The organism is Geobacter argillaceus (genome assembly GCF_007830735.1).
Classification (GTDB): Bacteria; Desulfobacterota; Desulfuromonadia; order Geobacterales; family DSM-12255; genus Geomobilibacter; species Geomobilibacter argillaceus.
In genome coordinates, this window is the sequence record NZ_VLLN01000031.1 from 20,476 (window position 1) to 47,345 (window position 26,870).

The window sequence follows — 26,870 nt, forward strand, 5'->3', positions numbered from 1 at the left end:
CTCAGGCAACTCCGACGGAACGGAGCTGGTTACGCTGGAAGGCGCGCTGCAGCGAGGGGTCGATGACGCACTCGTACTCTTCGAGCCGGGCTATCAGCTTGCCCGTGTGCCGGTCGAGGAACTCCATGTCGGCCGTGGCGCCATGCTCCCGTTCAGCGGTCACGCGGATGACCACCTGGGCTCCATCGCGGGGGAAGGCCTCGGTAAACTGGCGGTAGCGGCCGGCAAAGCAGGGGAGAGACCCGGAGCCGAACCGTTCGAAACTCCAGAGGATCATCAGCTGGAACGCGCTGTCGATAACCAGCGGGTCGGTCAGCCAACTGCTCCTGAGCGGCTTCCTGATCCAGTCGGTGGGGGATGGTGCCCCTTTGACCTCGGCGGCGATCCCTTTTGCGGAGCACCCTTCCACCCGCTCGATGCCGTGCAGGTCCGGACCGTGGAAGAGACGGTCCCGGTCGTAGATCACGCCGTTGTGGGGGAGGTACGGTGTTGACGGCAGTTCGACAATGGAACGGATACCTTCCGGGAGCCGGGTGGTGAGAATCATTTCGGCTTTGGCGTTGAGGGTTGATCGTCCGTCGTTACCGATGCTCCGGAGCTCCACCGGTACCAGGTAAAAGGATTCGTGCTTTTCGGCGCGGCCGGCCATCACCTGGAGGGTACAGGGGGGCTCCTGATCGAAGATCACCCCTTTGCAGATGCGCAGGTCGTTGAAACCGTGAAAGCGAAGACCGGGGTTGCCGTGCAGTGCGCCATGGGCAAGCCACTCGGCTATTATCGCCATCGGCAGCACCGCCTTGCCGTCGAGCACATGGGAGCGGAGGAAGGGATGATCGTCAACCGACAGGGTGCGCTGGAACGCCTCGGTGAGTGAGATGTTCCGTGCCGGTTGCGGCGGGGCAACGACTCCCTCCAGGGTGCCGGCCAGGGCGACGATCTCCACCGGGTCGCCTGCTGCGCCGATCTCCCGGACCAGGAAAGCGCCTCCCTCAGGCAGACCGATCAGGCCAATCCCTTCGCTGGCAAAGAGTTTCTTCAGCGACGGGGTCACCATGCCGCCGTCCCACGGTCCCCAGTTGATGCTGACGGTCCGGCAGCCGGGACGACGGCGTGCCTCGGCCTGGGCCATCTTGTTGAGGATTTCGTTGGCTACCGCATAGTCCACCTGGCCACTCCTGCCCAGCCTGCCGGTGGTGGAGCTGAACAGGGCAATGACCCGGAGGTCGTCTTCGCCAGTGGCGGCCAGTAGGGAGCGGAGGCCGTCGACCTTGGTGGCGTAGACCTGGGCAAACTGCTCGCGGGTCTTGTCGACGATGAGCCGGTCGGCGAGCACGCCGGCGCCGTGGACTATGCCCCGTACCGGACCGTGGCCGGGGCGAAGCTCTGCCAACAACGCCTTGACTGCCGCAGTATTGCGGATGTCCACGGAGCGGTAGATTGCCGTGCCGCCGGTAGCGGCAATCCGGGCAAGGGTGGAGCGGAGCTCCCTGCCGGCGATGACCTCTGCATAGCGTTCTTCGATCTCCTTCGGGTGGAGCTTCTTACCCGCATTGTCCAGCAGCGCCCGCTTGATGCGGGATTCATCAATGATGCTCGCCAGCCATGCCGGTTCCTCGGCCGGCTCCGGGCTTCTCCCCAAGAGGACGAGAAACGGCCGGTATGCCTCTGCCAGGGCCACGGCAGTAGCAGCCGTAACGCCGCGGCCACCGCCGGTGATGATCACCAGGTCCCCTTCGGCGAGCGGTGCTGTTGCCGGTCCTGGCGGTGCCGGCAGGGGAGCCATGCCGGGAGTCGTCCGCCCTGTCGCTGCGAGACCCACTTCTACGGGACCGCCTCTGAACAGTTCCTCGGTCAGGGAGTGCACCATGGCATCAGGGGTGGGGAAGGCGCCCAGGTCGATGGCCCGGCAGGTCACGTCCGGCCATTCCCTGGCCGCGGTCTTGGCCAGTCCGGCAAGGCCTCCCGAGAGTGGATCGACCAGGGGGCTCGGGCTAGCACTAGCACAGCCAAAGGTACCGTTGAGCCTGGATACCGTGGCCAGAAGTGCGCCGCCGGCCGCCGCGGCCCGGTGCAGTGCCGGAGCAGCAGCCTTCAGCAGCAGGAAAGCGTCTTCGAGGAACCGGTCGTCAGTGCCGCTGTGTGGTGCCGTTATGACCAGTCCTGACATCAGTTCCGGGAGCGTACTGGCCGCTGCTTCATGGGGTTTGACCAGCCGGACCGTAACCCCTTTTTCGCTGAGTGCGGTGTGGAGTTCCACTGTGAAGGGCGATCCGTCATCGGTGAGCCAGAATTCGCCGCCCACGGCGACCGTGACCCTGTCCGCCGGGTCCTCGTCGGCAAGGGGGAGAGCCACCACGCCGCTTCTCTGTATTGTAGGGGCACTGCTTGCCTTGCCCTGATTGGTGACGGTTGAGGCGGGCGCAGCAAGCGGCGCCCCTACGGGTGACCCGGCTGACAGGTAGCCGCTGATGTCAGCAAGGGTGTGGAGCGTCCCCAACTGCTCGGGGCCGATGACCGGGGCGCCCGGAAGCCGCTCCTGGAGGGCGGAGAGGATCTCCACCCGCTTGATGGAGTCGATGCCGAGATCGGCATCCAGCGCCATGTCCGGTTCCAGCATCTCCACCGGATAGCCGGTCTTCTCGCTGACCACGGCCAGCAGGGTCGCGGTTACGTTGCCGGTATCGTGTGTAGGGGCGCTGCTTGCCGCGCCCTGATTGGTAACAGGTGACCCGGCGCCGAGGTAGCGGGCGATTTCGCCCAGGGTGTGGAGCGAGCCGAGTTGCTCGGGGCCGATGACCGGGGCGCCCGGAAGCCGCTCCTGGAGGGCGGAGAGGATCTCCACCCGCTTGATGGAGTCGATGCCGAGGTCGGCATCCAGCTCCATCCCCGGCTCCAGCATCTCCACTGGATAACCGGTCTTCTCGCTGACCACGGCCAGCAGGCTCGCGGTTATGTTATCGGTATCTTGTGTAGGGGCGCTGCTTGCCGCGCCCTGATTGGTGACGGGTGACCCGGCGCCGAGGTAGCGGGCGATTTCGCCCAGGGTGTGGAGCGAGCCGAGTTGTTCCGGTCCGATGGCAGGGGCGCCCGGAAGCCGCTCCTGGAGGGCGGAGAGGATCTCCACCCGTTTGATGGAGTCGATGCCGAGATCGGCATCCAGCTCCATCCCCGGCTCCAGCATCTCCACCGGATAGCCGGTCTTCTCGCTGACCACGGCCAGCAGGCTCGCGGTTATGTTGTCGGTATCTTGTGTAGGGGCGCTGCTTGCCGCGCCCTGGTTGGTAACAGGTGACCCGGCGCCGAGGTAGCGGGCGATTTCGCCCAGGGTGTGGAGCGAGCCGAGCTGCTCCGGGCCGATGACCGGGGCGTTCGGGAGCCGTTCCTGGAGTGCGGAGAGGATCTCCACCCGCTTGATGGAGTCGATGCCGAGATCGGCGTCCAGCTCCATCTCCGGTTCCAGCATCTCCACCGGATAGCCGGTCTTCTCGCTGATCACTGCCATGAGGGTGCGGGTGATGCCGTCAGTATCTTGTGTAGGGGCGCTGCTTGCCGCGCCCTGATTGGTAACGGGGGATGCGGACGCAGCAAGCGGCGCTCCTACGGGATGAACTGCCGGCACAGTAACTGGTACCCTCGCATACATAGGTGCCGTTGCGGCAGCCGGATGGAGACGCTGTTGTTCCAAAAGTGTCTGGATAGTCCGGCTCACCGTTTCCTGGCCTTCCAGGAAGCGGCGGTGGAGCTGGGCAGTCTCCTCCTGCATCTTCTGCAGGAGTGCCATGCTTTCCCGCGTAACCCGGAGCGACTCGGCGAGCGCCTCACGGGAAGGGGCCGGCGTCGTAGCTACAGACGGCCGGGTTTGGTTTATTCCAGTCCTGAGTCCTTTAGGCCCTTCAGGGTCCGAGTCACAAGTCACGGTTTTAACCGCCGGTCTCTTCTCCCGTGGCTTCACGTAGTTGGCACCGCTCAGGGTGACGGTCATGACCGGCTTTTTCCCCTTTGCCGCGGCAGGCGGTACGAAGCTATCGTCCCACCGGCCGAGCCGCAGGCCATAGCCGGACACGGCCAGCTGGGACAGGGTCCGTGCCAGGTCGACGATCCCGCGCCGCTTGCCGCTGGAGGCATCGAGGGCCACGGCCTGATGGTCGCGGTCGCCGAGAATCGCCTTGACCAGTCCGATCAGGCGGGCGCCGGGACCGACCTCCACAAAGGTGCGGACACCTGCGGCGTAGAGTGCCTCGATCTCGGCCACGAACTCCACCGGTCTGGCCAGTTGGTTGGCCAGGAGGGCCTTGGCCGCTGCTGTTTCGGCCGGGTACGCCGCTGCCGTACTGTTGGCGTAAACCGGAATCGAACCTTCGCGCAGGTCGACACTCTCAAGGGCCGCCAGGAACGGCACGCTGGCGTCGGCAACCAGCGGGCTGTGGAAGGCTGCGGCAACCGGCAGGCGTTTGCAGGCAAGGTGTCTGACACTGAAGGCGTTGATGGCGCGGTCGATCTCTGAGCTGCTCCCCGAGAGGACCGCCTGGTTCGGGGCGTTGCGGTTGGCGATCACCAGGTCGAGCTGTTCCTCGGCGAGAATCTGTTCCACGGTTGCCAGGGGGGCCGGCACTGCCAGCATGCTCCCCTTGTCGCCGTCGCCAGCGGCCATGAGCCGGCCGCGCAGGCGGGACAGTTCATGGAAGGCGCTCTCGTCGATCCGCCCGGCCGCGCAGAGGGCCGTGAGTTCACCATAGCTGTGGCCGGCCACCGCGTCCGGTGCCAGGCCGAACGTTTCCAGCAGACGGAGGCTGCCGAGGCTGACCGCGCCGATGGCCGGCTGGGCCGTGTCGGTGGCGCGCAGCCACTCTTCCTGCCGCTCCTTTTCCGCCGGGTCGAAGGCCGTGAACGGGTAGATCCGGTCGGAAAGACGGCCCCCGTTCGCAGCGCTGAAGCCTTGGTCAGCCGTGGCAAGCGTGGTGAACAGTTCGGGGAAGGCGCAGGCGAGGTCGCGGAGCATGCCGGTGTACTGGGCACCCTGCCCCGGGAAGAGGAGGGCGAGTTTGCCGGGCGTGGGGCCGGTGGCGTAACAGGCGCCGTCCGGGGTCTGCCAGGGGGCGTGCGGGCTCTTGCGGAGCATGGCCAGGCTGTTGGTGACCAGGCTGGACAGGTTGGTTCGCTGCTGTTCCACCACCAGTGCCAGGCGGCAGGGGGCGTCAGCATCGAATACGGCCCGGAACTCTGCGGCGCGGGCGCGCAGTTCCTGCCCGGAGAGGTCGGTCGCCAGGCCTGCGAGCGCCGTCTCCAGGGCAGCGGGATCGCTGCCGGAAAACGGGAGGATCTGGACGGTGCCGTCCCAGTCGGCCGTTTCCTTGGCAGGCCGGTACTCCTCCAGGACGGCGTGGAAATTGGAGCCGCCGAAACCGAAGGCGCTTACCGCTGCCCGGCGTGGCGAGTCGTCGCTGGTCAACCAGGGGCGCTTTTCCGTTGCCAGGTAGAACGGGGTGGGGCCAGCGGTTACTTCCTCCAGAGGGGTGGTCACCTTGATGGTCGGGGGAATCACCTTGTGGTGCAGCGCCAGGGCTGCCTTGATCAGGCCGGCCGAACCGGCGGCCGCCTTGGCGTGGCCGATCTGGGACTTGACCGAACCGAGGGCGCACCAGGGGGCTTTTGCCTCGCCGTACACCTCGCGCAGCGCCGAGACCTCCACGGCGTCGCCGACCTTGGTGCCGGTGCCGTGGGCCTCCAACAAGCCGATACTCTCCGGGTTCACCCCTGACTGACGATAGGCGTCCAGGAGCGCGTTTTTCTGCCCAATGGCGCTCGGTGTGTAGATCGCCTCCCCTTTGCCGTCGCTGGACGAGCCGACCCCGCGGATCACCGCATAGATCCTGTCCCCATCCCGCTCGGCATCGGCCAGCCGCTTGATGACCACAATGCCAAGCCCTTCGCCGAGGATGGTGCCGTCGCCCGAGGTGTCGAACGGTTTGGCGTCGCCGGTGGGGGAGAGGGCCGGCGTCTTGCTGAAGCACATGTACATGAAGATGTCGTTGAAGGTGTCGATCCCGCCGGTGACCACCATGTCGGCCTTGCCGGTGGCCAGTTCCAGGCTGGCCAGGTGCAGGGCGGAGAGGGAGCTGCCGCAGGCCGCGTCAACGACGCAGTTGGTACCCCCCAGGTCGTACTGCTTGCTGATCCGGCCTGCCACCACGTTGCCGAGCAGGCCGGGGAAGGAGTTTTCCTGCCAGGGGACATAGGCATCGGCGATCCGCTGCACCACGTCTTCGGCAACGGAGTCGGCAACGCCGGCCTCCTTGAGGGCCGAGCGCCAGATCGGGTGGCCGAGACGGGCGCCCAGTGGGATCACCAGTTCCAGGGCGCCGGTGACGCCGAGGATGACGCTGACCTTGTTCCGGTCGTACGTCCGGTCCGCGCCGTAGCCGGCGTCCTTAAGTGCCTGGCCGGCCGTGACGAGGCCGAGCAGTTGGGAGGTGTCGATCGCCTCCAGGGTGTTCGGCGGGATGTTGAATTCCATCGGGTTGAACGCCAGTGGCGAGAGGAAGCCGCCGCGACGGCCGTAGGTGTGATCAGGGGTCTTTTGCTCGGAAGAAAAGTATTCTTCAACGCGCCAATGGGTCGGCGGGATCTCGGTGATGGCATCGAGCCCTTCGCGGATGTTCGCCCAGAAGGTAGTCGGGTTATCGGCCTTGGGGAAGTTGCAGCCGATGCCGATAATGGCGAGCGGTGTCCCGCTGCGTCTGTTTTCCGTGGTCACTTCTTTATTCACCGAGAAACTCCTTGATCTGGGCGTCTTCGAGCGGAACTGCCTGAATTGCATCTGCCGGTAGGCTGACTCCCTGGCTGCGCAGGAAAGTGGCGCGGTTGAACAGGGCGGCGCCAAAGAGGAGGTTGCGGGCAACGTTGGCTACCTTACGCCGGGAAGGGTCGGCGAGGAACGAGCCGGCAGTCCATTCGTTGAAGGCGCCCATGGCCGGTCCGCACCAGACCTGGTAATCGATGGTGCGGGAAGCTTCGCCATCCTTGGCCCAGTGGGCCGCCTGTCCCAGATACCAGCGAAAGACCAGGGCCATCCGGTGCTTGGCGTCCCGGTCGCCCCGTTCCACCTGGCGCGGATCGCGCTGGAGGAAGTAGGCGCGGGTCTCGTTCCAGACGGTCGCCAGCGGTTTGCAGAAGAGTGTGTTTTCCAGTTTTTCCCGTTCCGCAACAGGGATGTCGTCGATGCCGGCGCAGCTGCGGTAGATTTCGTAGAGCCTGGCAGCCCGCATCGGGAACATGGTCTTCCGTTTCAGGACCTGGACCGTTACCCCCATCTCGAACATGTCGGCGGCCGGGGCCATGGTCACGTCGGCCTGGCGCGTTTCCGCCAGCATAGCCCGCACCTGGTCCGAGGTGCCGGACTCCACGCACGCCTGGTTGACCGAACCGGTCATGATGTAGGCAGCGCCCATGGTAAAGGCCGCAGCGGCAGCAGCCGGGGTGCCGATGCCGCCGGCAAGGCCCACTCTGAGCTTGAGGCCGTAGCCGTGTTTTGCCGCCATACGAGCGGCCAGGGAAAGTATGGTGGGGAAGAGCGCCATGGCCGGCCGGTTGTCGGTATGTCCGCCGGAATCGGCCTCGGCGGTCACGTCCTGGGCCATGGGTATGCGACCGGCCAGTTCGGCCTGCCCGGCCGTTATCTCGCCGCTGGCGACCAGTTCCCGCAGGAGCTTTTCCGGCGGCGGCGAAAAGAACCGCTCCGCCAACTCCTCGCGGGAGACCTTGGCGATGATCCGGTTGGGGGCGACGATGGTGCCGTCCGGAGCGCGGTGAATGCCGTGGACCCGGTACCGGACCAGTGGCAGGGTGAGGGCGAGAAAGGCGGAGGCCTCCACCAGGCGCACCCCACGCCGGATGTAGAGTTCGGCCAGGGCCTTTTCCAGGTCAGGTTCCTGGGGGGAGTGGATCAGGTTGATCCCGTACGGGAGTTGGCTGGCTTTGAGTCTGTCGAGGGCTGCCTCGACTGCGGCGATGGGCAGACCGGCCGCGCCGAAGAAGCCGAGCATGCCGGCCTTGCCCAGCTCCTCGGCCATGGCCACCGAACTGATCCCCTTGGCCATGGAGCCCCCCAGGTAGGGGTAGCGAATCCCCAGGTCGGCGCAGAACTCCGGGTCGCCCAGCCCTTCCGGCAGGGAGGGGGGGGCATATCCCAGCAGGGGGAAACCATCCCCATTGGGGCGGTCCTTGCCGATGAGTGCCGAGCCGTTGCTGAACGGGACGATCCCACCGTTTTCCCGCACCAGGTACAGCGGGTGGCGGAGCAGGCGAAGCGGCTCAAGGCCGGTGGCAACCGGGTCCGGCGAACAAGAGGCGTCTGCGCGCCACCAGCCGAGACGGTTTTCACCGTCAGGGCGGGTGGCGGCCTGTTCCTCTGGCAATAGTTGTTTCAAAGGGGGGCTCCTGTCGCTCTCATGATCAGTCACGCAATGACGTTGGCCGAACTGCCGTGTCGTGCGAGGGGTACAGCCCTACAGCCAAAACGTGCAATTATTATCTGAAAACCGCTCATAAGACAAGTTAAGACTGTGTGCTTGCCCGGTAACCCGGCTTAGAACAGTCATTAAAACGGTTAACGGGTGTGCTTGTGCGGCGGGGTAATAACGGGCTGGAATTACGACTCTTTCAAGTTTCGCACGCCGTGCCGTCCCGCATCTCGATAACCCTTTTCCCAAGCCGGGCAAGATGCGGATTATGCGACACCATGATGATGGTGAGACCTGCGTTTCGGTTGAGGTCCTGCAGTATGTCGCCGATCTCGTCCGAGCGCTTTGTATCGAGGTTTCCCGTTGGCTCGTCAGCGAGGAGAATTTTCGGGCGGTTCACCAGCGCTCGCGCTATGGCTACCCGTTGCATCTCTCCCCCTGAGATCTGTCCTGGCAGGTGATCCATCCTGTGCTCCATGCCGAGCATCCTCAAGAGACCCTCGACCTCTGCGTCAACACCTGGCTTGCGATAGAACGCGAGTGGCAGCGCCACGTTCTCCCGGACGGTGAGGGTCGGGATGAGGTAGAAATTTTGAAAGATGTAGCCGAAGATCTCCCTCCTGATACGGGTCAGATCCCGTTCTCCGAGCGTTTTCCCCTTGCCGAAAATGCTCCTGCCGGCAAGGTCCAGTTCCCCGGTGGTGGGGTTGTCGAGGCAGCCGAGCAGGTTGACCAGGGTAGTCTTGCCGGAACCGGAAGGTCCCACGAAGGAGACGAACTCTCCCTGACGGATCTGCAGCGTTACCCCATCCACCGCACGGATATCTTCGCTGCCCCTGCGGAAGACCCTTGTCAGCCCACGTGCCTCCAGAGACAATCCCTGTTCGGACATCATCCCTCCCTCCGGATCGATTCCAGCGGCCGCACGCGCCCGGCCTTCCACGCCGGGTAGAGACCGCTCAGGAGCCCTGTGGCAACGATGACCGCCAGTGTCAGCAGGGCAAGCCTGCCGTCAATGGCCACCAGTCCCCCGTTGGGGGCGTAGGGAAGGATCTTTCGGGCCAGCAGGTCCGTCACCCGGGCAAACATTAAGGCGAGCCCGATCCCTGCCACTGCGCCACAACTGCAGAGAATGAGAGTCTCTGTCCAGACAAGACGGAATATGTCCCACGGCATCGCCCCCATGGTCTTCATGATGCCGATCTCCTGCATCCGCTCAAGAACGGACATGAGTATGCTATTGACTACGCCGACCATGGCGATCAGGATGGCGATGACCGCTATGGAGAGCACCATTACCCTTGCGGTGGAGATGAGCTTCATGATCGTCTGCTTGACCTGGCTGAAGCTGACCACCTGCACGTCCTTGAGCTGGTAAAGCCTGTTTTCCAGCTTTGACATGTCGGCATCCTTTTTTATCTTGATGCCGATGGTGGTGATCTTGTTGGTCTCCGAGATCCGTTGCAGCGTCTTCAGCGGGACGAAGATCGTGCCATCGTCCTGGGTGCCTGTCCGCTCCAGAATGCCCACTACCTTGAGCTGGACGTTCTTCTCCGGCACGAGGGTCATGTCCCCGACCTCGCGCTGCTCAAGTTCGGCAGCTTCGTATCCCATGACTACCTCGGGGGCTGCATTGTCGCGGAACCAGCCCCCCTGGCGGAAGCGGAAGAACGGCTTCATGGCAGGGTAGCTGTCTGGGTCAACGCCGAAATAACCGGCAATCCCGCCGCTTTCTCCCTTGTTGGGATCGAAGAAGGCCTGCATCAGGATCGGGGTGATCTTGTCCACGGCCGATTCCTTCGTGATCTCGTCGACCATCGACTGATCCATATAGCGCAGTCCCTTGCCGCCCTGGAGCATCATCGTGGCTGCCTCGTATGGGCATCCCTTGGCCATGACCATGAGTTGATACCCCATGTTTTCGATGTCACGATTCAAAGCCTGCTCGTAGCCACGGTTGAAACCGAAGAGGCTCACCAGCACCCAGGAGGAAAGCATGATCCCCACCAGGGTGAGGAGGGTGCGGATTTTCTTGCGCAGCAGATTCTTGTAGGCAATCTGAAAGGGAGTGATCATCGTGTCACGTGCTCCGGTGAAAAAACGAATTCATCCATGAGGACAAGGTTTTTCTTGAGGCCGCGCAACACGCCATAGAAATCGGTCTCCATGTCGGGCGCGGGGTTGGCTATCTCCCCAATCCTCCCTGAACCTTTCCCGCTTACCGGATCATAGGAGTCGAAATCCTTGAGCATCACCCCCACGAACTTCCTGGCGAATTTGGGATCGCGGAACTTGTTGGCAGACGTGCCGGTGATTTTCTGGATGTAGAATGTCTTGACCCGGCCGGTGAGGTCCTGAGCGATAAAGACCTGGATGCCGCCAAACTGCCCCTTTTGGTTCACGCCATGAATGTAGCCCACCTTTTTCCTGTCGCGGTATATCTCGTAGAGCGTGTAGGGAACGTCGATCGGGGCGTAGAGGGCGAGGTACGAGCTGCCGAGGCGGTTTTCTATTCTCCTCATCAGGAGGGGGCCACCCCGTTGCGCGATGGAGACATAGAGCGTCTTGTAACTGGTCGCTTCCTGAAAAAGCCGCGGTACGTCGCGGTCGGGGTTGTTCAGATCACAACCCACCGCCGCCAGTACCGTGTCTGCCGAAACGTTGATCAACAGCAGTGCCGGGAAGATGATCTTCAGCAAAAAAATACGCATGGAGTAACTATGATCCTTAGTTTGGGTCCCTGGTCGCCCGGGCTGTTTGGCGCATTCAGGATTCTGGTCAATACGTTTCCCAACTGCTTTTCGGCACGAGTTCCGGGGGGTCGCCGTGGGACACCTGAACGATATAGCACCCTCTGGAAGCGAAGCGCTGGCCGGTACCAAAGCTGATCCGGCCGTAGAGCGGATACGGTTGATCCGGTATCATCCCGGTGATGTCCAGCAGGGCATCGCGATAGTAATTGCCCTTCAGGTCCATCAATATGACGGTCAGCAGTTGGTTCAGTGAGCTGGTCAGGCTCGCTATCTTCTGTATCTCGTCTTTGAGAGGTACGTCTGCCCGCCTCATGGTCACTTTCCGGTTGATGTGCACATTCGTATTGTCCAGCGTTGCCGCCTTGGCACGATCGACTGAAAAGTCGAAAGGATAGGCCAGGTAGATAACGTCACGCAGCGACTCCTTCAAGGTCCAGATCCTGTCTCCGACACAGCGTGCCGAAAGGAACACCATGTCCGGCAGGCCATTGCGTTGCCCAAGCAATTCGAGTGCCGACAAGGCCGTGGCATCATCCCAGATGATGAGCGCGGCCGGTTTCCCCTTGGCGAGGACCCGTTGCAGGAACGCGCCGCCAAGAACCTTGCCGGCTGGCAACCGTAACGTTACCGGAGCCTGCTCCCCAAGATCTTGCCAGGTGTGATGAAACCCCGAAGACAGGGCTTCCCCTTCAGGGGAATCACGCACAATCTGGACAACCGGTCTCCCCCTGAACGTCTCTTCCTTGCTGTGCAGAAAGCGGGCAGTGCTTTCTCCCTCCTGGTAATACCCCTTGGACAGGTAGAGTGTGTACCAGTTGCTGTCGGAAACTACCGGCAGGTCGGTATTGGGGAACAGGCAGGGAATCGCATTATCCTCGCAGAAGCGGTGGATAGGTGTCCATGGGCCGGTGACAATCCCTCCCAGCAGTGCAAATACCGGTTCCTTGGCGTTGTACCCATCCAACTGGCTGCGCCATGTCTCCGGTGGACCTTTCAGGGTCCAATGTGAAAGCGATAAGTTCTTGACGGCCAGTTCCCTTGAAACGAGCATGGATTCCACAATGAGTCGGGATTTTCTGCCAGTGCCCCGCGGATTGGTGAAGGCCTTGATCTGATTGTTCTTCAAGTTAAAGTAATAGTCGAATGAGGTGAGCATTGCTCCACGTATTTCCGGCGCTACATCCTCGGAGGTTACGGTTGCAAAGCGAATGGTCGTAGCGCTGACCCCTGGCGAAAATTGCGAGGAGAGCGATTTCAGGTAAGAGACAAGAAGCCTTGCGTCCTGATCGTCAATAAGATAACGGGGCATAATGTTGCTCAGTATCCGACCGTTGGCATCTCTGCCGCTTCGGAGCAGCTCGATCAGGGACCCTTCGGTATACGCCTGGCGAAGCGGAGGCAAAGGACGATCAGCTCGTTGTTCGATCCCTTTGTAGAGTCTCGGCAGAGGACGGAATAGCTTTTCGCCGTTGATGGGCGGTGTATAGATACTCTCGTCGTACGACCCAAGGCCGCTGCGCAGGTGACAGCTGACGCAGGCAAACGTTACCCCGGGGACTGAAGAACTTCCTGTTACAGAGACCTTCAGCGGTTCTCCCGACGGCAGGACCCCCTCACGGTAAATCCGTTCACCCGCACAAAGCGTGTGCTGCAAAGCGTCAGAAGGTGGCAGCGATGCTGCCGGCGAACCTGTTGCTTCCAGTAACAGCGAAACGGCCACGCAGCAGATCACGGCCAGCGTGTGATGCCGGGTGAACGTCAGTCCCTTCATATGGTCACCATCTGTCTGAGTCGAAAAGGAACCATTATCGGACGGACGTTAGATGTCGAAAAGGTATGCACCACGAAATGCCGTATTTCCTTTCTTCTGGAAGGTGAATCGTACTTCCCAATCTCCCGGCATAACGATCCGGACGGGGAGGAGATACACCCCCTTTGCGGAAAGTGCGAAATCCTTGTCCCCGGTACTGTGGGCTCCCCTCATGGAGGGCATGTCCGCGTCGCCTTTGACGACGAATGACGTGTCATGTTTTCCGTCTCGGCTGAATATTTCCACCCTCATGATAGACATGCCGATTTTGGGTGGCTTGTCGAAACCATAGGTGAAATAGTGGTCGGCATCCAGTGGTATCTTTGCTCCGGGTTTGGGGAGGGGTTGATACGTATCCTGCACGGTGCGAGTGGGGGTGGCCGACAGAGACGCGGGGTGATACGCCAGGAGGCAGAATGTGAGCAGTCCCCAGGGCAGTAGCCGTTTCATGGATCGTTCTCCTTCGAAAATTTTCAGGTTTTTCCCTTGAGCGCCGCCTCTTCGACATTCATTGAGAAGGCATGCCTTCCTTATGCTTGGGGTGCTTCATCTTACGGAATTCTCGGATCATCTTGGTGTCCTGGTACATGTCGTCATATGCTGCCTTGATGGCATCATCAAAACTGATCATTTGTCCGCCGTTTGTCTTGATGAATTGTTCCGCCGCTCCACGGGAGGCAAAAGCCCACTTTGCCCGGCCGGTCATCACCCCCTTTTTGCTGCCCCCTATCACCCAGGCAGCCGTTTCGGCATCGATAAGTTTTTTGGTGTCATAGTCGGCGACGCTCAGACCGGCCGGGAGCTTGTCGATAGTGTTGGCCAGTTCAACGGTTGTACAGTGCAGGCTGCAGGTGGCAACCGTCGATCCGTCCTCATACTCGATCCGCATCCGACTATGGCTGAACTTCCCACGATCCATGCCGCAGTGACGGCATACCGGGGCTTGCGTGATGTCAGTCGGCGGCACTGCCAATGCTGGCGTCGACGACGACAGGTAAAGGCCGATAGCGAGCAGTAGAAAGATGCGCATGTTGTCTCCTTTCAATTGCAGATATTGTAGGACAATTATAATAAATTAAATCAAATTACAAGACCGGATTGCGCAAATACCTTCAAGAGCTTGTCCGTAAATAACTGCCGCGAAGAGCGCGCCCGGCTTTGGGGCAGATTTGACTTGGCCGATTGAGTAAAACCGCAGGCATAGCAGGGCTATGTCGAGGATTTTGTGACTGAGGCCGGGGCAAAGATGCTCTGAAGACGGGTTGCGGGATCGCAAGCTTATTTACGGACAAGCTCTGAATTAGAGAAGGTAACTGTTGAGTTTCTTCACGAAAAGACCCACTGGCGCCGCCAATGGGTCATTGTTACAATCGAATGAAACTGGTCTTAGCGAAGCGCGCCCCTGAGCGGGTAGGGCCAGGCCAGTATGCCGCCATCCATGAACTTCGTGTTCTCGAAACCTGCCGCGTCGAGGATCTTCTGGGCTTCGTACCCCCTGAGGCTGACCTTGCAGAAGGCGATGATCTCCTTGTTCCTGGGTAGCTCGTCCAGCTTCTCCCGCAGCATGCCGAGCGGCATCAGTTTTGCCCCTGCGATACCGATCTCTCCATGTTCCGCCGGCGAGCGGACATCGAGCAGGATGAAGTCGTCCTCTTCATCGAATTTGCGTTTGACCTCTTGGGGCGTAATCCCCCTGGCATGGCCGGCGAGCTTGTTTTTCAGGATGTCCGCCGCCACGATCAGGTTGTCCATGGCAGAGGAATAGGGGGGGGCATAGGCCAGGTCCACCTGGGACAACTGTTCCGCCGTGGCATGAAAGGTTATGGCGGTCGCCGCGGCATCGAGCCGCTTGTCAACGGCCCCTTCGCCTGCGGCCTGCAGGCCGAGGAGCCGGCCGGTTTTCCGTTCGGCGATCATCTTCAGGACGATCGGTTTTGCTCCCGGGAAGAAGTGTGCCCTGTCGGGAGCCGGCGAGATGACGGTCTCCACATCGAAGCCGTTGGCCCTGGCTTCGGCCTCGGTCAGGCCGGTTTTGCCGGCATTGATGTTGAACACCCTGATGATGCTGGTGCCGATGACGCCGGCAAAGGTGGCCCCGCCGCCGGCTGCGTTGATCCCGGCCACCCGTCCCTGCTTGTTGGCCGTGCTCCCCAGGGGGATATGGACCTTGTTGCCGGTAATCAGGTGGGTGGTTTCGCAGCAGTCGCCGCAGGCATAAATATGCGGGTCGCTGGTGCACAGCCTTGCGTCGACGGCAATGGCGCCGGTCACGCCGATCTCCAGCCCTGCGGCCCGCGCCAGGTCGACATTGGGGGTGACGCCGGGGGCGAGGACGACCAGGTCAGCCTTCAGTTCCCGGTCGCCGATGAGGATTGTTTCCACCCCTTCCTTGCCGCGGAAACCGGTCACCCGGGCACCGGTCATGACCGCGACCCCCTGTTGCCTGACCTGTTTTTCGACCAGGAACGCCAGTTCCGGGTCCAGTATCCCCGGCAGAAGCTGGTCGCGCATCTCGACGATCGTGACCTGCATCCCTTTCTGTTTCAGTGCTTCGGCCGTTTCCAGGCCGATCAGACCGCCGCCGACGATACAGGCGGACCTGCCGGCTATGGCACGTGATTTCAGTGCTTCGGCATCCTCGATCGATTTGACGGTCAGGATGTTTGGGAGATCCACATTGTCCAGCGAAGGAACAAAGGGAGAACTGCCCGTGGCAAGGATCAGTCGGTCGTATTCAAGCGACGCTTCCTGAGCGGTAGCTGGTTCCATGAGGTGAACGATTCTCGCCTCACGGTCGATTCTCGTCACCTCACTGTTTGTCCTGACCGTAACCCCTTTGACTTTTTTGAAGAACGTGGCATCCCGTACCACTCCGACCGGTGTGCTCATCAGTTCCTGGACATGGGTTACGTCATCCGAGACATAGTACGGTATGCCACAGGCACCGTACGAGATGAAGTTGCCCCGGTCGATCAGGGTCACTTCGGCCTTGGGGTTGATCCGTTTTGCCTTGGAAGCCGCCTTGGCTCCGGCGGCATTTGCACCGATGACTACAATGTTAATTTTCATGAGACCGGTTCCTTTTCAATATATTAGTCCGCGACCATCCAAAGCCCACCTATGCAGACCCCTTCAGTTTTTTGATTCACCGGAGCAATGACTTTATTATTTCGCTGCTTGATCCAGCAGATAATTGAGAAGATCAACTATGATTTTCACGTCCTGCTTTGACATGTTAGCGTTGGGTTTCTTGAGCATCTTGTTGCAATAGGTACGGGCTGCGCTCTTGTCGAAAACGGTACTTGAAATGGGGGCAATCCCCGTAGTTACGGCCATCACCGTTCTCTCCATCGTGTGGCAGACGAGACATTTTGACTTCATTAAAGAATATGCCTCCTTCATTTTTTGGGGGAAGCTACTCTGATCGAATTCCTGATGGTCAACCTGGCCAATGGTTTTGAGTTTGGCATGGGCAGGAACTGTCAACATAACGAGCAGCATGGTAAGCGCAATAATCGTTCTCATAAAAGTACTCCCTTGAACTGTGTAATATTTGCCGGCACCGTCAAATGCGTACCGGCCATTTTCTTAATGTGATGCCTTTTGACGTTACAATTCTTGTGGACCCCCGGCCTGACGCCAGCCGGCCATATGCCCTTCGAGCAGAACAACATTCCGGTACCCGAAGGCGTTGAGTAATCCTTTAGCCAGTTGAGCCCGGGGGCCATGTTCGCAGGTCACTACCAGTTCAGTGCTTTTGTCGGAAGCGATGTGCGCCGGGTGTAACAAGATTTTCCAGATTGATGCATGAATCGCGCCGGGTATGTGCCCATTTCGGAACTCGAAACCGCTCCTGACATCGATGACAGTTGGCGGCTTTTTTGATTTCATCCGTTTGGCAAGTTCCTTGGATTGCATCCGTTCTCCTTTTTACACGATGGGGAAAGTTTCTTTTTTACGGATCAGCGATTCCTTTCGCTGTCGCCGGTCTTGACCCCCAACAGTTGAACCACCGCTGCCAGACCAGTATGCTTGTTTCCTTCATGCACGTCACGTTCCATTTCAACGGCATGGATAAATTCCAATCCGCTCAGTTCCCTCTTCAATTCTTCCAGAGACATGAGCATGTCAGGAGATTGTGGCCCTCCGGTGCCGTAGGCAAGTTGCTCCTTGCTGAACGCCTCCAGAACAAAGACCCCGCCACGCTTCAGCCCTTTGACAACGGCCCGGTGGAGCGGTATGCGGATGGCAGACGGCAAATGGCAATAACAGGAAATGATCCCGTCCCATTGCTCAGTCTCGATCTGGAAATCGCCCAGATTCGTCACGACCGTGGTTATGGCAACGCCCCGTTCCGCGGCAAGTTCTTGTGCCTTGCGCAGGCCTACTGCAGAGCCGTCTACCCCGGTCACCGCGTATCCGAGCGAGGCGAGGTAGACTGCGTTGCGGCCTTCTCCTTCCGCAAGGGACAGAATCCTTCCGCGTGGAATCCTGTCGACCACAGATGCGAGAAAATCATTCGGTGCCGTGCCATAGGCAAAGCCCGGTTCGCTGTACCGTTCATCCCAGTTCATGGGTTCCTCCCGCTTCCACCGGTTACTTTTCGTTAGTGATCCGACCGTCGCTGACATGGAATATTCTGTCGAATCCCTCCACCATCCGGTGGTCGTGGGTGACTACCAGGATGGCCGAACGGTTTTCCACCGCCAGTTTCTTCAATAGAGTCATCACGTTCTTCCCGTTTTCGGTGTCCAGGGCCGCAGTCGGTTCGTCGGCCAGGATCACCTTCGGTCGGTTTGCCAAGGCCCTGGCAATGGCCACGCGCTGGGCCTCTCCGCCGGAAAGGACCGAGGGGTAGCTACCCAGTCGGTGGCCGAGATTGAGCGAATTCAGGAGTTCGGTTGCCCTGACTTTGGCGTTATTCCTGGTCAGGTTGTTAATCTCCAGTGCGACCATGACGTTCTCCATTGCTGTCAGGAAGGGGATCAGGTTGTGGGCCTGAAAGATGAAGCCGAGCTTTTCCCGGCGGATTCGCTTCAGATCGAGACCAGGCAGCCACCCTTCATCCGCAACTGTGGTGCCGTCGATGACCACCCTGCCGTGGGTCGGTTCGTTGATCAGGCCGATGGAGGTGAGCAGCGTGGTCTTTCCCGATCCCGACGGACCCAGGATGGCGACCAGTTCTCCCGGCTTGACCCGGAGGGTGGCATCGGCAATGGCGGTGACCGTAGTCTCCCCCTTGCCGTAAATCTTTGTCAGTCGTTCCACTTCGACGGCATACATGGATTTACCCCCCCAATGCCTCTGCCGGCTCGACCTTGAGGGCCTTCCGTATCCCCACGAAGCTTGAAATCGTACAGATGGCGATAACGATGACAAAGAGCGCTTGCAGGTCGAAGGCTTCCAGCACGATCCGGCGGGGGAATTTTTCATAGGTGAGAAGGATCAGCACGTAGCCGATGGCGTAGGCGATGACCCCCATCAGCAGTGACTGCTGGAGGATCATGCCGATGATCACCCGGTTTTGTGCCCCGATCAGCTTGAGTGTGGCTATAACCTTAATCTTGTCTATGGTGGAGGTGTAGATGATCAGCGAGATGATGACCGCCGAGATGACGAGGAGGATGAGCCGGAAAAGGCCCAACTGCATCCGTGCTTTCTCTATCATTCCTTTGGTGAGTATCCTGGTCTGTTCCTCGGCCGAAATGGGACGAAAATGGTTCCAGCGGCTGATCCGTTCCTGTACCTCCCACAAGTCTGCCCCCGGTGCCAGCCTGGCCACAATGGTGTTTACCGTATGTGTCGACTCCGTTATGCCGGTGATGTTCTGTTGCAGGAATTTCGACTGGGCCGGGGAGAGGGTCTGAAAGTCGGCCAGGTTGGCGGCTATCCGCTCCCGGTCGTTCCTGATGGCGTTATTGTCCTTCTTGAACTGGATCTCCTGGGCGTCCGCCAGGCTCACATAGGCCGCCGGGTCACCGCCGGAAGAGACGACCTTGCCGGTAATTCCCACCACCGTATAGTCGTTGAGCCCCAGGTGAATCTTCTCGCCTATCTCCATTCCCATCGCCTTGGCGACCACCATCTCAAAGTGCTTCTGGCGGATGTTCCGGCCGGCGATGATCTCAGGTGGGCCGCCGAAGCCGTTCGGATCGTAGCCGATGAGGAAGAAACGGAACGGCTTCCCCAACCGCTCGATCTGTATGGTCTGGAAGGAGAGGGGGGATGCTTTGGCCACGCCGGGCACAGCTTGTATGCGGTACTTGATGTCCTCGGGAATGCGCGAATTCTCGGCAAACGGGCCGTTGGTCTCCTGCTGCACCACCCAGATATCCGCTTTGGTGCTGTCGAACACAGCCAGGGCGTCTGCAAAGAGCCCCCGGTAGATTCCTCCCATGCTTATCACCACCCCGATGAGGAGCCCCAGGCCGATGGCGGTCAGGATGAACCTCCCCCGGTGATAGCGTATGTCCCGGAGGGCAAGATTCATCGGCTGGCCCGCACCTTCATGCCGTTCCTGAATCGGGCCATTTCCGGCGGCGGTGCCAGGGCAACACGAGCGCCAGCGTCGAGACCGGCGACGATTTCCGTTACGTTGCGGCGATCCTCAATACCGATGGTCACCGGTCGGAACATGAGCTTGCCGTTCTCCACGATCCAGACCCCGCGTTTCTTGTCTTTCGTGACAATGGCGGCAGAGGGGAGGGTGGGGGCATCCTTTTTCATCCCCGTGACGATGTAGACATCGGACTGCTCCCCCAGGCGTAGGCTGTGCAGTGGATTGTCGAAGGCTACGTCCACCTCCAACTCCTCGGTCACCCGGTCGCTCTGATGCCCGATGCGGGCAACCCGACCGGGCAGTTGCTCGCCGGTTGAGGAGCGCAGGGTGATAATGGCCTTGTTGCCGAAAGCCACCATCTTCATCTGTGATTCGTCCACATTGGCCTTGACCCAGACGGTACGCGGGTCGGCCAGGGTGAAGATCGACATCCCCGGCGAAACCGTGGCCCCCAACTCCAGGTCGCGGGTGATGATGACCCCGTCCTGTGGGGCATAGATGAGGGTGTCTGCCACCTTGCTCCGGGCAAAGCCGAGACCTGCACGGCTGGCATGTTGTTCCATCCGCGCTGCATCGATGGCTGCCTGACACCTGGCGACCTCTTCCCTGGCCACCTGGAAGGTGGTGTCGTACTGTTCTGCCTCCATCCTGGAGACCAGATCATTTCCCGCCAGGAGTTTGTACCGCTCAGCATTCTTTTCGGCCAGGGCCAGGCTCACCCGGGCCTTCCTGAGATTGGCCTGTTCAACACTCAGGCTGGCGGCCGATCTATTCACTCCGGCTTCGGACTGTCGCTCCTGCTGGAGGAGGTCATCGTTTTCCAACCTGGCCAGGAGTTGGCCCCGTGTGACCCGATTACCCTGATCGGCATACAACGCCACGATCCTGCCGGTTATCCTGCTGGAGATGCCCACGACCACCTTGGCCTCGACTGTGCCGTTCCCGTAGACCTGGGCGGTCAGATCGCGTTTTTCCATGGTCACGACTTTGACCTTCGGCGGGGCAAGGAGCGTAAGCTTGAGCACGATGCCTATGGCCAGAACAGCTACGGGCCAGAGCAGGTATCTTTTTTTCCTGGCCAGAAACTTCGGCAGATCCATCGATTGCTCCTTAAGCTACGTGGCTACGGTTGTCTGTGTATCACGGTCTTGTACAGGTTTGACGGGATGCACATGGGAAGGTGTTCTAGACTCTTTTGTATATCGTGTGAGTTGAATGTTATGCGATTATTTATTTACATGCAACGCAAAAAAAAATCAGCGAGCCAAGTTTATAAAATTATTCCAGAGTTTTTCCGCCTCCTGCCGGATGTCAAAGGAAGCGTTGCCCATGGTCCAACGCAGTGCATTGAACTGGATCATGCCGAGGAGGGTCAATGCCGTTTCACGGGGAGACAGGCCCGGCTTCAATTCGCCTTCGGCAATACTTGCGGCAATGACGCCCGTTATGGTCTCTACATAGTTGCCGATCCGTAGCGCCAGCTTGTCAGCAATGTTCCGGTGACCGAGATGGACATCGTCGGAGAAGACGAAACGGGGGATTCCCGGATGTTCCGAGATCAGGTAAATGTGGGAGAAATAGATGGTTTTCAATTTCTCCAGCGGCTTGCGGCTTCCTCCGGCGATGGTGGCAGCCTTGCCCATCACCGCACTGCCGATGAACTCCGCCAGGGCGGCAAAGATCTCGTCCTTGCCGCCGAAATGCCGGTAGATGTTCGCCTCGCTCATGCCGGCCGCATCGGCGATGGCGGCAATGGTCAGTGCCCGTACTCCGCGTTTGCCGACAACATCGAGGGCGGCCCGGACGATTTCTTCCTTGCGGATGCGAGTGCTTTTTTTGGGTAACATCAACACCTCATGTGATTTGTTATTCACATAATATGCGAACGTACATATTTAGGTCAAGCGAATACTGGCTAAAATGGCTTTCGGACAAACGGCTGAATGAGTAAGCGGGGAAGGGTCAGCAGAGTCGGATCGCGGAACTCTTTGAGGCCGATCGTCATGCCGGCGTGGCCACGTTCCGGTTGGGGGCAATAGGTGCCGCACAAGCGGTCCCACCAGGGGAGGTTGAAGCCGAAGTTGCTATTCGTCTCCCGGGGATTGACGGAATGATGAACCCTGTGCATGTCCGGGGTTACGACGGCATGTCGCAACCACCGGTCAAGTGAAACAGGCATTCGGATGTTGCCGTGATTAAACAGGGAGGTGGCATTCAGCGCCACCTCGAAGATCAACACCGACATGGCCGGCGCTCCCAACAAGGATACAGCCGCAAGTTTGATCGCCATTGAGACGAGGATCTCAACGGGGTGAAAGCGGTTCCCCGTGGTGACGTCGAAGTCGAGGTCGGTGTGGTGCATCCGGTGGAGACGCCAGAAGATCGGCAGAAAATGAAACAGCACGTGCTGAAGGTAAATGACGAAGTCGAGCACCACGACTGCCAGGACGACCCTGCTCCAGAACGGCAGCAGCGGCGTGTTGAGTATCCCCCATCCCCGTTCCTGGGCCATGATTGCCATGCCAACGGGAAGTATCGGCAGGATGAGACGCGTTGCCGCGGTGTCGATGACCACCAGGGAAAGGTTGGTGAACCAGCGCCGCCCTTTGCTGTCGGTCAACGGCCGCCGGGGAGCAACGACCTCCCAGACGGCAATAACCGTGAGGACTCCGAAGAAAAAGGCAAGCCGGATGCCCTGTTCTCCAGTCAGGCTCATCTCTTCCCCCACAGCGGATCGTCGGCAAATTGCATCCAGAGCCGTTCTTCCGGATTCTGCTCGTAAAACTCATCCTCGGCAAAGGAGAAGCGGTATTCGGAGACATAGTCGAGCAGCATCCCGTAAGCTGCATTGACCTTCCTGATCAACTCGGGGTCGCCGGCATTGCCGGCATCAGGATGGTACCGTTTCACCAACTCCCTCTGCCGGGTCTTAATTTCCTTCAGTGTGGCGCGTTTTCCCAATCCCAGAATCAGGAGCGCCTCCTGCAGCTCGGCATAGGTCATGGCATAATCTCAGTGGGTCCAGTCGATGATTTTCGTCTTGGGACCGAGCTTCTTCTCGACAGCCGCTTTGATCGTCGCGAAGTGCGGACAAGGGTACCCGATGGGGTTGCCATTCTTCATGCAGGAAGCGAACACGATTGCCTCTGCCCCCCGGTCGACCATCATCCCTGCCCTGGTGACGGCTTTCTTGCCGGAGCAGCCGCCACACGAAAGAAATCCGATGATCTCCACCGGACCGGTCTCAGCGAAGGCCAGGGTCCCTTCCCCGGCAACCTTGAAATCGGTACTGCCGGGGCACATATCCTCGGTCAACTGACAGCGGATGATGCCTACCTTCATGACTGCCTCCTTGTGTCTTCCCATAACCATGGGCTCGTGTTGGGATGTCGTTCCTTGATGGCTGCCCCACGGGCAGCAAAGGTCTCATCAGGCAAAGGGCTTCCTGAAGAGCAACCCGTAGTGGTACGGCGGCAGGTCGTAGCGGTGCCGCTCGTTGAAACGAAAGCCGGCTTCTCTTCCCCATTCGATGCACTGTTCCGGCCGGGGGCGGATTTCCATGGCCGGACCGCGTGGTGTCGTAGGGTCATAGTTCCAGTGAATGACGGCCAGCATGCCGTTCGGTTTGAGTACGCGCAGGGCCTCTTTCATCAACTCCACCGGCTGTTCATGGTGCAAAATGTTGAACAGCAGGGCCGCATCCATGGAGTTGTCGGCCAGGCCGGTTCCTGCTGTCACAAAATCGCGGACCGTTGCCCGGACATTGGCGATGTCGGCTTCGCGGCATTTTTGTTGGACAATGCTCACCATCGCCGGTTCAATGTCCAGGGCATGGACGGTTCCTTCGGCAATTCCGGCGGCCGCCAGGGTAAAGGTTCCATAGCCGCAACCGAATTCAACCAGGTCCCGTACCCCCCTGTCGAGACCGAAAATGCTCAGGACCTTGGCCGGATCGAAAAAACCGGTCCACATCTCCTCGTCGGGCATGCCGCTGTCGCGGACCTTCATGCATTTCTCCCCATAACGTGATTATCCACGGGTAAACCGACCGAAAAAAATAGGCTGATTGAATGGCCGAGGGGGGCAGCTCTTCGCACATTCATTAGCTGTGTCGATACCCATCGTACCCTCATAAATATGCTGATATCACTTCGTAACTGTGATTACAACCGGTAAATCCGTCCAGAACGAAAAGGCCGTCTCCTGAACGGAGGCGGCCGTTATGGATCTAGGACGCGGGTGAAGAACTACATCATCCCGCTGCGGGGACGCATCTGTCCGGACGAGTAATTCCAGAAATACTGATGGCTGGTCATGTTGCGGAACAAGGAGGAGAAATTCCGGAGGCCCGACGATACCGGGATGCCGGTGAGTGTCGTCTGCATCTGGTTCATCATGGAGTTCATGAACGTACTGTTTACCTGACCGGCGTTGCTGGCGATCTGCGGCAGGTTCTGGTTGATCTGCCCCATCATGCTCCGGAACCTGGCCATGTTGGCGTTGTTGCCGCTCATGACGAGCCCGGACTGTGAACCCATCAGGCCTGCCATCTGCTGGGCGACCTGGTGCATGGTCTGGTATTGTGCCACAAACGACTGCCCTGGCCCGGCACCTGCCACGTAGTTGCCGAGCATGTCCATCCCGGCAGGCATGTTCAGTTGGTTGCGCAGTTGGGCCATGGCGTCTGCCAGGGTCATGCCGGGATTCGCCTGGAGTTTCTCCATGATAAGTGTCGACATCGGGCTGATGAAATTGCTGACCGTGCCGGAAACACCGGCTGCCGGCGTGCTGAGGAGATAGCTGCTCGAAACCGCACTGCCCGTATCCCTGTCAATGGTCTGGCCCTTGATCGCCACCGCCACGATCGGATACTTGCCGACATCGGCAGGATCAATATTCAGGGTATATCCGCCGTTCTGGTCGGTAGTCGTATTCGGCTCCCCGGCATCCAGCTGATAGTTGCCGTTCTTGTCGAGAAACACCAGGGCATTCTGGAGGTAGCCGTCGGCAACGACGCCACTTACCGGTGCCGTCTGGGCAGTGCTGCTGCTGCCGCTGCCGCCGCAGCCGGCGATAGCCGCCGCACTCATCAACCCTATTGCTGCAATGATTTTTTTCATCGTTATGACTCCTTATTTTGTGGTCGTGATCAGAAATCGTAGAACACCGCTACCCCGGTGCCAAAGTCGGGGCTGGCATCGGCAACTCCCTTGGCCAGGTACCCGTCGAAGCCGGCATGCTCGGTCAGCTGGTACTTCACCCTCAGTCGGGCCTCCATGAGGGCCGAGGCTCCTTCGACTGTTGGGGTGCTCCCTTTGACAAGGAACATCGGGCGCAACCGGTCGGTGAGCTGGTACCCGCCCCCGGCGTAGTAATACAGATAATCCCTGACCGCCAGGACCGACGATTTCCCCTGGAAGGCATACCCGGCCTCACCGTCGGCAAACCAGTTGCCGAACCATTTCGTGAGCTCCACGGCCATCCCCTCGTCGAACGCGCCGGTGCCGAGAAACTTATTCTTGTCAGCAGTGGGAATTTTTACGAAGAAGTTCGGGCGGATGGTCGGCACAAGCTTTTCTTCGGTATACAGCACATATCCCGCCTTCAGCTTCATGTCGCCAAGCCCGTCCTGGGAATTGTCAACAGTTCCCGACGATGCGGATGTCATGGAGCCGGAGCCCGCTCGTGGGCCGCTCATCGCGGCTCCAACCGACCGCGTCCCCGCGGACTGCCCCTGCATCCCCATGAACTGGCCCGCCACGACGGCGCTTGAGCTCTGGTAGACAAAGGGGAGCTCCAGAGAAATATCGAGCCGCTCCGTTGGGAAGATGGCCGCGGTAAACGGCAGGTAGATGGAGTCCGTCTTGGTGCCGGTACCATACTTGCCGGTGGCGAATTCGAAGCCGAGGCCGACGGAATAGGCAGGTCCGGCGGCATGAACGGCTGCCGGGAGGAAAAGAGTGGCTGTTACCGCGAGAAGGATGAAAAGCCGTCCCGACCCAAGAGATTGTTTCACCATTAGCTCCTTTTTGAAGAAAGCCGACTGTGCACAGAGCGGCTCGGCTGTCTTCAGCGTCTCATCATGCTGCCGCCATTGCCCCGCATGCCGCCCCCCGGCCCATTGAACATCATGCCGCCCGCATTTCGCCCGGACCAGGCAGCTACACCCCGTTCGCTGCGTACTGCCATCTGGGCGCCGGTTGTTCGATTAGTCAGTTTTTGCACCAGCAGATATGTCTTCCCGTCTTTCCCCTGGGCCTTGGATCCCTTGGCGGCGATGTCGTCGTTGGGATGGAGCGGGATTTCCTTTTTATCCCAGAAAGATTTCGGACCGAGACTGAAACTGATGATGTCACCATCGGCCTTGACCTCAACGAAAACCTGCTCATGTTCATCGGTCCGGGGGGAAGAGATGATTCGGCCCGAAACGGTGGTCACCGTGTTGACATCGTACCCCTTGCTGAAGTCAAGACCGCTCTTCCCCAGGTCATCGTTGCCGAAGCCAAAGCCCGCGGACGCACTGCCTATCAGCAGGCAATTCAGAAAGACTGCCAGCGTTACTGTGGGAGAAAAGCGTATAATGCTCATGCTCAACAACTCCGGAGGGGCTTTACTCTGTGGCCATGAAAACGGGTCATTGCGTAACAGTCATGCCGCTGCCAGGCGTGTGCTGGGCTCCGGCAGCATTTCCCGCTCTGCCTTGCATAACGCTCTGCTGACCGGTACCGTTTATCGGGCCTTTCTGCATGGCTGTGCCGCTGGTGGAGCCATGCTGCATCACGTTTCCTTGTCCCCCACCCTGTTGGTGCGTGGATGACATTTGATGGCTTCCTGTCATGCTCCCTCCCATCCGTCCGCCGCCCCCCAGGGCAAATGCCTGGGCGGTCAAGGTGAGGGTTGCGATAGCTGCCAGTGTGGGAATGATTGTGCCTCTTTTCATCTGGATATTCCTCCTCTAGTACCACTTAACATTTAATATTTCGTTTAATTGCGGTATATGGCATACTGGCGTAACTCATTCAAGGAGGCCACCATGTCGCCAAGATACCGAGTAACACTTACCGAGCAGGAGCGTAAAGATCTTGAAGCCTTAACCAAGCGTGGAAAGACCCACGCAAGGCGGTTTGTCCACGCCCGTGCCTTGTTGCTTTCTGATGCCGGTGATAATGGTCCAGGCTGGAGTGTTGCTGATACTGCAGAGGCACTTGGTGTGAGTAGTCGGACAATTGAACACCTGAAGAAGCGTTTTGTAGAAGATGGCCTCGAAGCTGCACTTGAGCGGAAACAGC

At 59.7% G+C, this 26,870-nt stretch carries 25 protein-coding genes; 1 reads left to right on the forward strand and 24 read right to left on the reverse strand.

What is annotated here, in order from left to right:
- Position 1 precedes the first annotated feature (1 nt).
- The 24 genes from JN12_RS17760 to JN12_RS17875 form a co-directional block, all read right to left on the reverse strand.
- Positions 2-6,766, reverse strand: a complete 6,765-nt coding sequence (locus JN12_RS17760) for a type I polyketide synthase (protein WP_246125914.1) — start codon at positions 6,764-6,766, stop codon at positions 2-4.
- Positions 6,759-8,426 (reverse strand): PfaD family polyunsaturated fatty acid/polyketide biosynthesis protein, encoded by a 1,668-nt coding sequence (locus JN12_RS17765; protein WP_145025252.1) that lies wholly within the window; start codon positions 8,424-8,426, stop codon positions 6,759-6,761. The genes JN12_RS17760 and JN12_RS17765 overlap by 8 nt, the downstream gene beginning before the upstream one ends.
- Before the next feature lie 232 nt (positions 8,427-8,658).
- Entirely contained in the window at positions 8,659-9,354 is a 696-nt protein-coding gene (locus tag JN12_RS17770; protein ID WP_246125915.1) for an ABC transporter ATP-binding protein, read from the reverse strand.
- Entirely contained in the window at positions 9,351-10,535 is a 1,185-nt protein-coding gene (locus JN12_RS17775) for an ABC transporter permease (protein WP_145025254.1), read from the reverse strand. The genes JN12_RS17770 and JN12_RS17775 overlap by 4 nt, the downstream gene beginning before the upstream one ends.
- Entirely contained in the window at positions 10,532-11,170 is a 639-nt protein-coding gene (locus tag JN12_RS17780; protein WP_145025257.1) for a hypothetical protein, read from the reverse strand. The genes JN12_RS17775 and JN12_RS17780 overlap by 4 nt, the downstream gene beginning before the upstream one ends.
- 67 nt (positions 11,171-11,237) lie before the next feature.
- The gene (locus JN12_RS17785; RefSeq protein WP_145025259.1) at positions 11,238-12,983 is read right to left on the reverse strand and encodes an amino acid ABC transporter substrate-binding protein; all 1,746 of its coding nucleotides are present in this window, start codon (positions 12,981-12,983) and stop codon (positions 11,238-11,240) included.
- A gap of 48 nt (positions 12,984-13,031) precedes the next feature.
- Complete coding sequence (locus JN12_RS17790; protein ID WP_145025261.1) at positions 13,032-13,472, reverse strand: hypothetical protein; 441 nt, start codon at positions 13,470-13,472, stop codon at positions 13,032-13,034.
- Between the two features lie 58 nt (positions 13,473-13,530).
- Positions 13,531-14,052, reverse strand: a complete 522-nt coding sequence (locus JN12_RS17795) for a nitrous oxide reductase accessory protein NosL (protein ID WP_145025263.1) — start codon at positions 14,050-14,052, stop codon at positions 13,531-13,533.
- 356 nt (positions 14,053-14,408) lie between these two features.
- The gene (locus JN12_RS17800) at positions 14,409-16,091 is read right to left on the reverse strand and encodes an FAD-dependent oxidoreductase (RefSeq protein WP_145025265.1); all 1,683 of its coding nucleotides are present in this window, start codon (positions 16,089-16,091) and stop codon (positions 14,409-14,411) included.
- 96 nt (positions 16,092-16,187) lie between these two features.
- On the reverse strand, positions 16,188-16,547 hold the full coding sequence (locus JN12_RS17805) for a cytochrome C (RefSeq protein WP_145025267.1): 360 nt from the start codon (positions 16,545-16,547) through the stop codon (positions 16,188-16,190).
- A gap of 84 nt (positions 16,548-16,631) precedes the next feature.
- Positions 16,632-16,940 carry a rhodanese-like domain-containing protein gene (locus JN12_RS17810; RefSeq protein ID WP_145025269.1) on the reverse strand — a complete coding sequence of 103 codons (309 nt, stop codon included), beginning with the start codon at positions 16,938-16,940 and terminating at the stop codon, positions 16,632-16,634.
- Positions 16,941-16,984: 44 nt separating this feature from the next.
- A complete protein-coding gene (locus tag JN12_RS17815) occupies positions 16,985-17,596 on the reverse strand; it encodes a class I SAM-dependent methyltransferase (protein WP_145025271.1) in 612 nt (203 codons plus the stop codon).
- Positions 17,597-17,618: 22 nt separating this feature from the next.
- Positions 17,619-18,305: an ABC transporter ATP-binding protein gene (locus JN12_RS17820; RefSeq protein WP_145025273.1), complete on the reverse strand. Its 687-nt coding sequence runs from the start codon at positions 18,303-18,305 to the stop codon at positions 17,619-17,621.
- A 4-nt stretch (positions 18,306-18,309) separates the two neighbouring features.
- Positions 18,310-19,512: an ABC transporter permease gene (locus JN12_RS17825; RefSeq protein ID WP_145025275.1), complete on the reverse strand. Its 1,203-nt coding sequence runs from the start codon at positions 19,510-19,512 to the stop codon at positions 18,310-18,312.
- A complete protein-coding gene (locus JN12_RS17830) occupies positions 19,509-20,681 on the reverse strand; it encodes an efflux RND transporter periplasmic adaptor subunit (RefSeq protein WP_145025277.1) in 1,173 nt (390 codons plus the stop codon). The genes JN12_RS17825 and JN12_RS17830 overlap by 4 nt, the downstream gene beginning before the upstream one ends.
- A 156-nt stretch (positions 20,682-20,837) precedes the next feature.
- Positions 20,838-21,428, reverse strand: coding sequence for a TetR/AcrR family transcriptional regulator (locus JN12_RS17835; protein WP_145025279.1), 591 nt, complete (start codon positions 21,426-21,428; stop codon positions 20,838-20,840).
- A gap of 68 nt (positions 21,429-21,496) precedes the next feature.
- Positions 21,497-22,297, reverse strand: coding sequence for a sterol desaturase family protein (locus JN12_RS17840; protein ID WP_145025281.1), 801 nt, complete (start codon positions 22,295-22,297; stop codon positions 21,497-21,499).
- Positions 22,294-22,584, reverse strand: a complete 291-nt coding sequence (locus tag JN12_RS17845) for a J domain-containing protein (RefSeq protein ID WP_145025284.1) — start codon at positions 22,582-22,584, stop codon at positions 22,294-22,296. The genes JN12_RS17840 and JN12_RS17845 overlap by 4 nt, the downstream gene beginning before the upstream one ends.
- Before the next feature lie 9 nt (positions 22,585-22,593).
- Positions 22,594-22,923: a CGGC domain-containing protein gene (locus JN12_RS17850; RefSeq protein ID WP_145025286.1), complete on the reverse strand. Its 330-nt coding sequence runs from the start codon at positions 22,921-22,923 to the stop codon at positions 22,594-22,596.
- An 87-nt stretch (positions 22,924-23,010) separates the two neighbouring features.
- Entirely contained in the window at positions 23,011-23,589 is a 579-nt protein-coding gene (locus JN12_RS17855) for a class I SAM-dependent methyltransferase (protein ID WP_145025287.1), read from the reverse strand.
- 239 nt (positions 23,590-23,828) lie between these two features.
- Positions 23,829-24,701: a hypothetical protein gene (locus tag JN12_RS17860; RefSeq protein ID WP_145025289.1), complete on the reverse strand. Its 873-nt coding sequence runs from the start codon at positions 24,699-24,701 to the stop codon at positions 23,829-23,831.
- A 29-nt stretch (positions 24,702-24,730) separates the two neighbouring features.
- Positions 24,731-25,597 (reverse strand): transporter, encoded by an 867-nt coding sequence (locus JN12_RS17865; protein ID WP_170242042.1) that lies wholly within the window; start codon positions 25,595-25,597, stop codon positions 24,731-24,733.
- Between the two features lie 53 nt (positions 25,598-25,650).
- Positions 25,651-26,169 carry a DNA-binding protein gene (locus JN12_RS17870; RefSeq protein WP_145025293.1) on the reverse strand — a complete coding sequence of 173 codons (519 nt, stop codon included), beginning with the start codon at positions 26,167-26,169 and terminating at the stop codon, positions 25,651-25,653.
- Between the two features lie 46 nt (positions 26,170-26,215).
- Positions 26,216-26,521, reverse strand: coding sequence for a hypothetical protein (locus tag JN12_RS17875; RefSeq protein WP_145025295.1), 306 nt, complete (start codon positions 26,519-26,521; stop codon positions 26,216-26,218).
- Between the two features lie 93 nt (positions 26,522-26,614).
- Between JN12_RS17875 and JN12_RS17880 the strand changes: the two genes are divergently transcribed.
- Positions 26,615-26,870, forward strand: a 256-nt coding sequence (locus JN12_RS17880) for a helix-turn-helix domain-containing protein (RefSeq protein WP_170242045.1), incomplete at its 3' end; no start/stop codon positions are given.

Coding starts and splice junctions, on each gene's coding strand:
- JN12_RS17770 (WP_246125915.1), bottom strand. CDS start 9,354: ATGATGTCCGAACAGGGATTGTCTCTGGAGGCACGTGGGCTGACAAGG.
- JN12_RS17775 (WP_145025254.1), bottom strand. CDS start 10,535: ATGATCACTCCCTTTCAGATTGCCTACAAGAATCTGCTGCGCAAGAAA.
- JN12_RS17780 (WP_145025257.1), bottom strand. CDS start 11,170: ATGCGTATTTTTTTGCTGAAGATCATCTTCCCGGCACTGCTGTTGATC.
- JN12_RS17785 (WP_145025259.1), bottom strand. CDS start 12,983: ATGAAGGGACTGACGTTCACCCGGCATCACACGCTGGCCGTGATCTGC.
- JN12_RS17790 (WP_145025261.1), bottom strand. CDS start 13,472: ATGAAACGGCTACTGCCCTGGGGACTGCTCACATTCTGCCTCCTGGCG.
- JN12_RS17795 (WP_145025263.1), bottom strand. CDS start 14,052: ATGCGCATCTTTCTACTGCTCGCTATCGGCCTTTACCTGTCGTCGTCG.
- JN12_RS17800 (WP_145025265.1), bottom strand. CDS start 16,091: ATGAAAATTAACATTGTAGTCATCGGTGCAAATGCCGCCGGAGCCAAG.
- JN12_RS17805 (WP_145025267.1), bottom strand. CDS start 16,547: ATGAGAACGATTATTGCGCTTACCATGCTGCTCGTTATGTTGACAGTT.
- JN12_RS17810 (WP_145025269.1), bottom strand. CDS start 16,940: ATGCAATCCAAGGAACTTGCCAAACGGATGAAATCAAAAAAGCCGCCA.
- JN12_RS17815 (WP_145025271.1), bottom strand. CDS start 17,596: ATGAACTGGGATGAACGGTACAGCGAACCGGGCTTTGCCTATGGCACG.
- JN12_RS17820 (WP_145025273.1), bottom strand. CDS start 18,305: ATGTATGCCGTCGAAGTGGAACGACTGACAAAGATTTACGGCAAGGGG.
- JN12_RS17825 (WP_145025275.1), bottom strand. CDS start 19,512: ATGAATCTTGCCCTCCGGGACATACGCTATCACCGGGGGAGGTTCATC.
- JN12_RS17830 (WP_145025277.1), bottom strand. CDS start 20,681: ATGGATCTGCCGAAGTTTCTGGCCAGGAAAAAAAGATACCTGCTCTGG.
- JN12_RS17835 (WP_145025279.1), bottom strand. CDS start 21,428: ATGTTACCCAAAAAAAGCACTCGCATCCGCAAGGAAGAAATCGTCCGG.
- JN12_RS17840 (WP_145025281.1), bottom strand. CDS start 22,297: ATGAGCCTGACTGGAGAACAGGGCATCCGGCTTGCCTTTTTCTTCGGA.
- JN12_RS17845 (WP_145025284.1), bottom strand. CDS start 22,584: ATGACCTATGCCGAGCTGCAGGAGGCGCTCCTGATTCTGGGATTGGGA.
- JN12_RS17850 (WP_145025286.1), bottom strand. CDS start 22,923: ATGAAGGTAGGCATCATCCGCTGTCAGTTGACCGAGGATATGTGCCCC.
- JN12_RS17855 (WP_145025287.1), bottom strand. CDS start 23,589: ATGAAGGTCCGCGACAGCGGCATGCCCGACGAGGAGATGTGGACCGGT.
- JN12_RS17860 (WP_145025289.1), bottom strand. CDS start 24,701: ATGAAAAAAATCATTGCAGCAATAGGGTTGATGAGTGCGGCGGCTATC.
- JN12_RS17870 (WP_145025293.1), bottom strand. CDS start 26,169: ATGAGCATTATACGCTTTTCTCCCACAGTAACGCTGGCAGTCTTTCTG.
- JN12_RS17875 (WP_145025295.1), bottom strand. CDS start 26,521: ATGAAAAGAGGCACAATCATTCCCACACTGGCAGCTATCGCAACCCTC.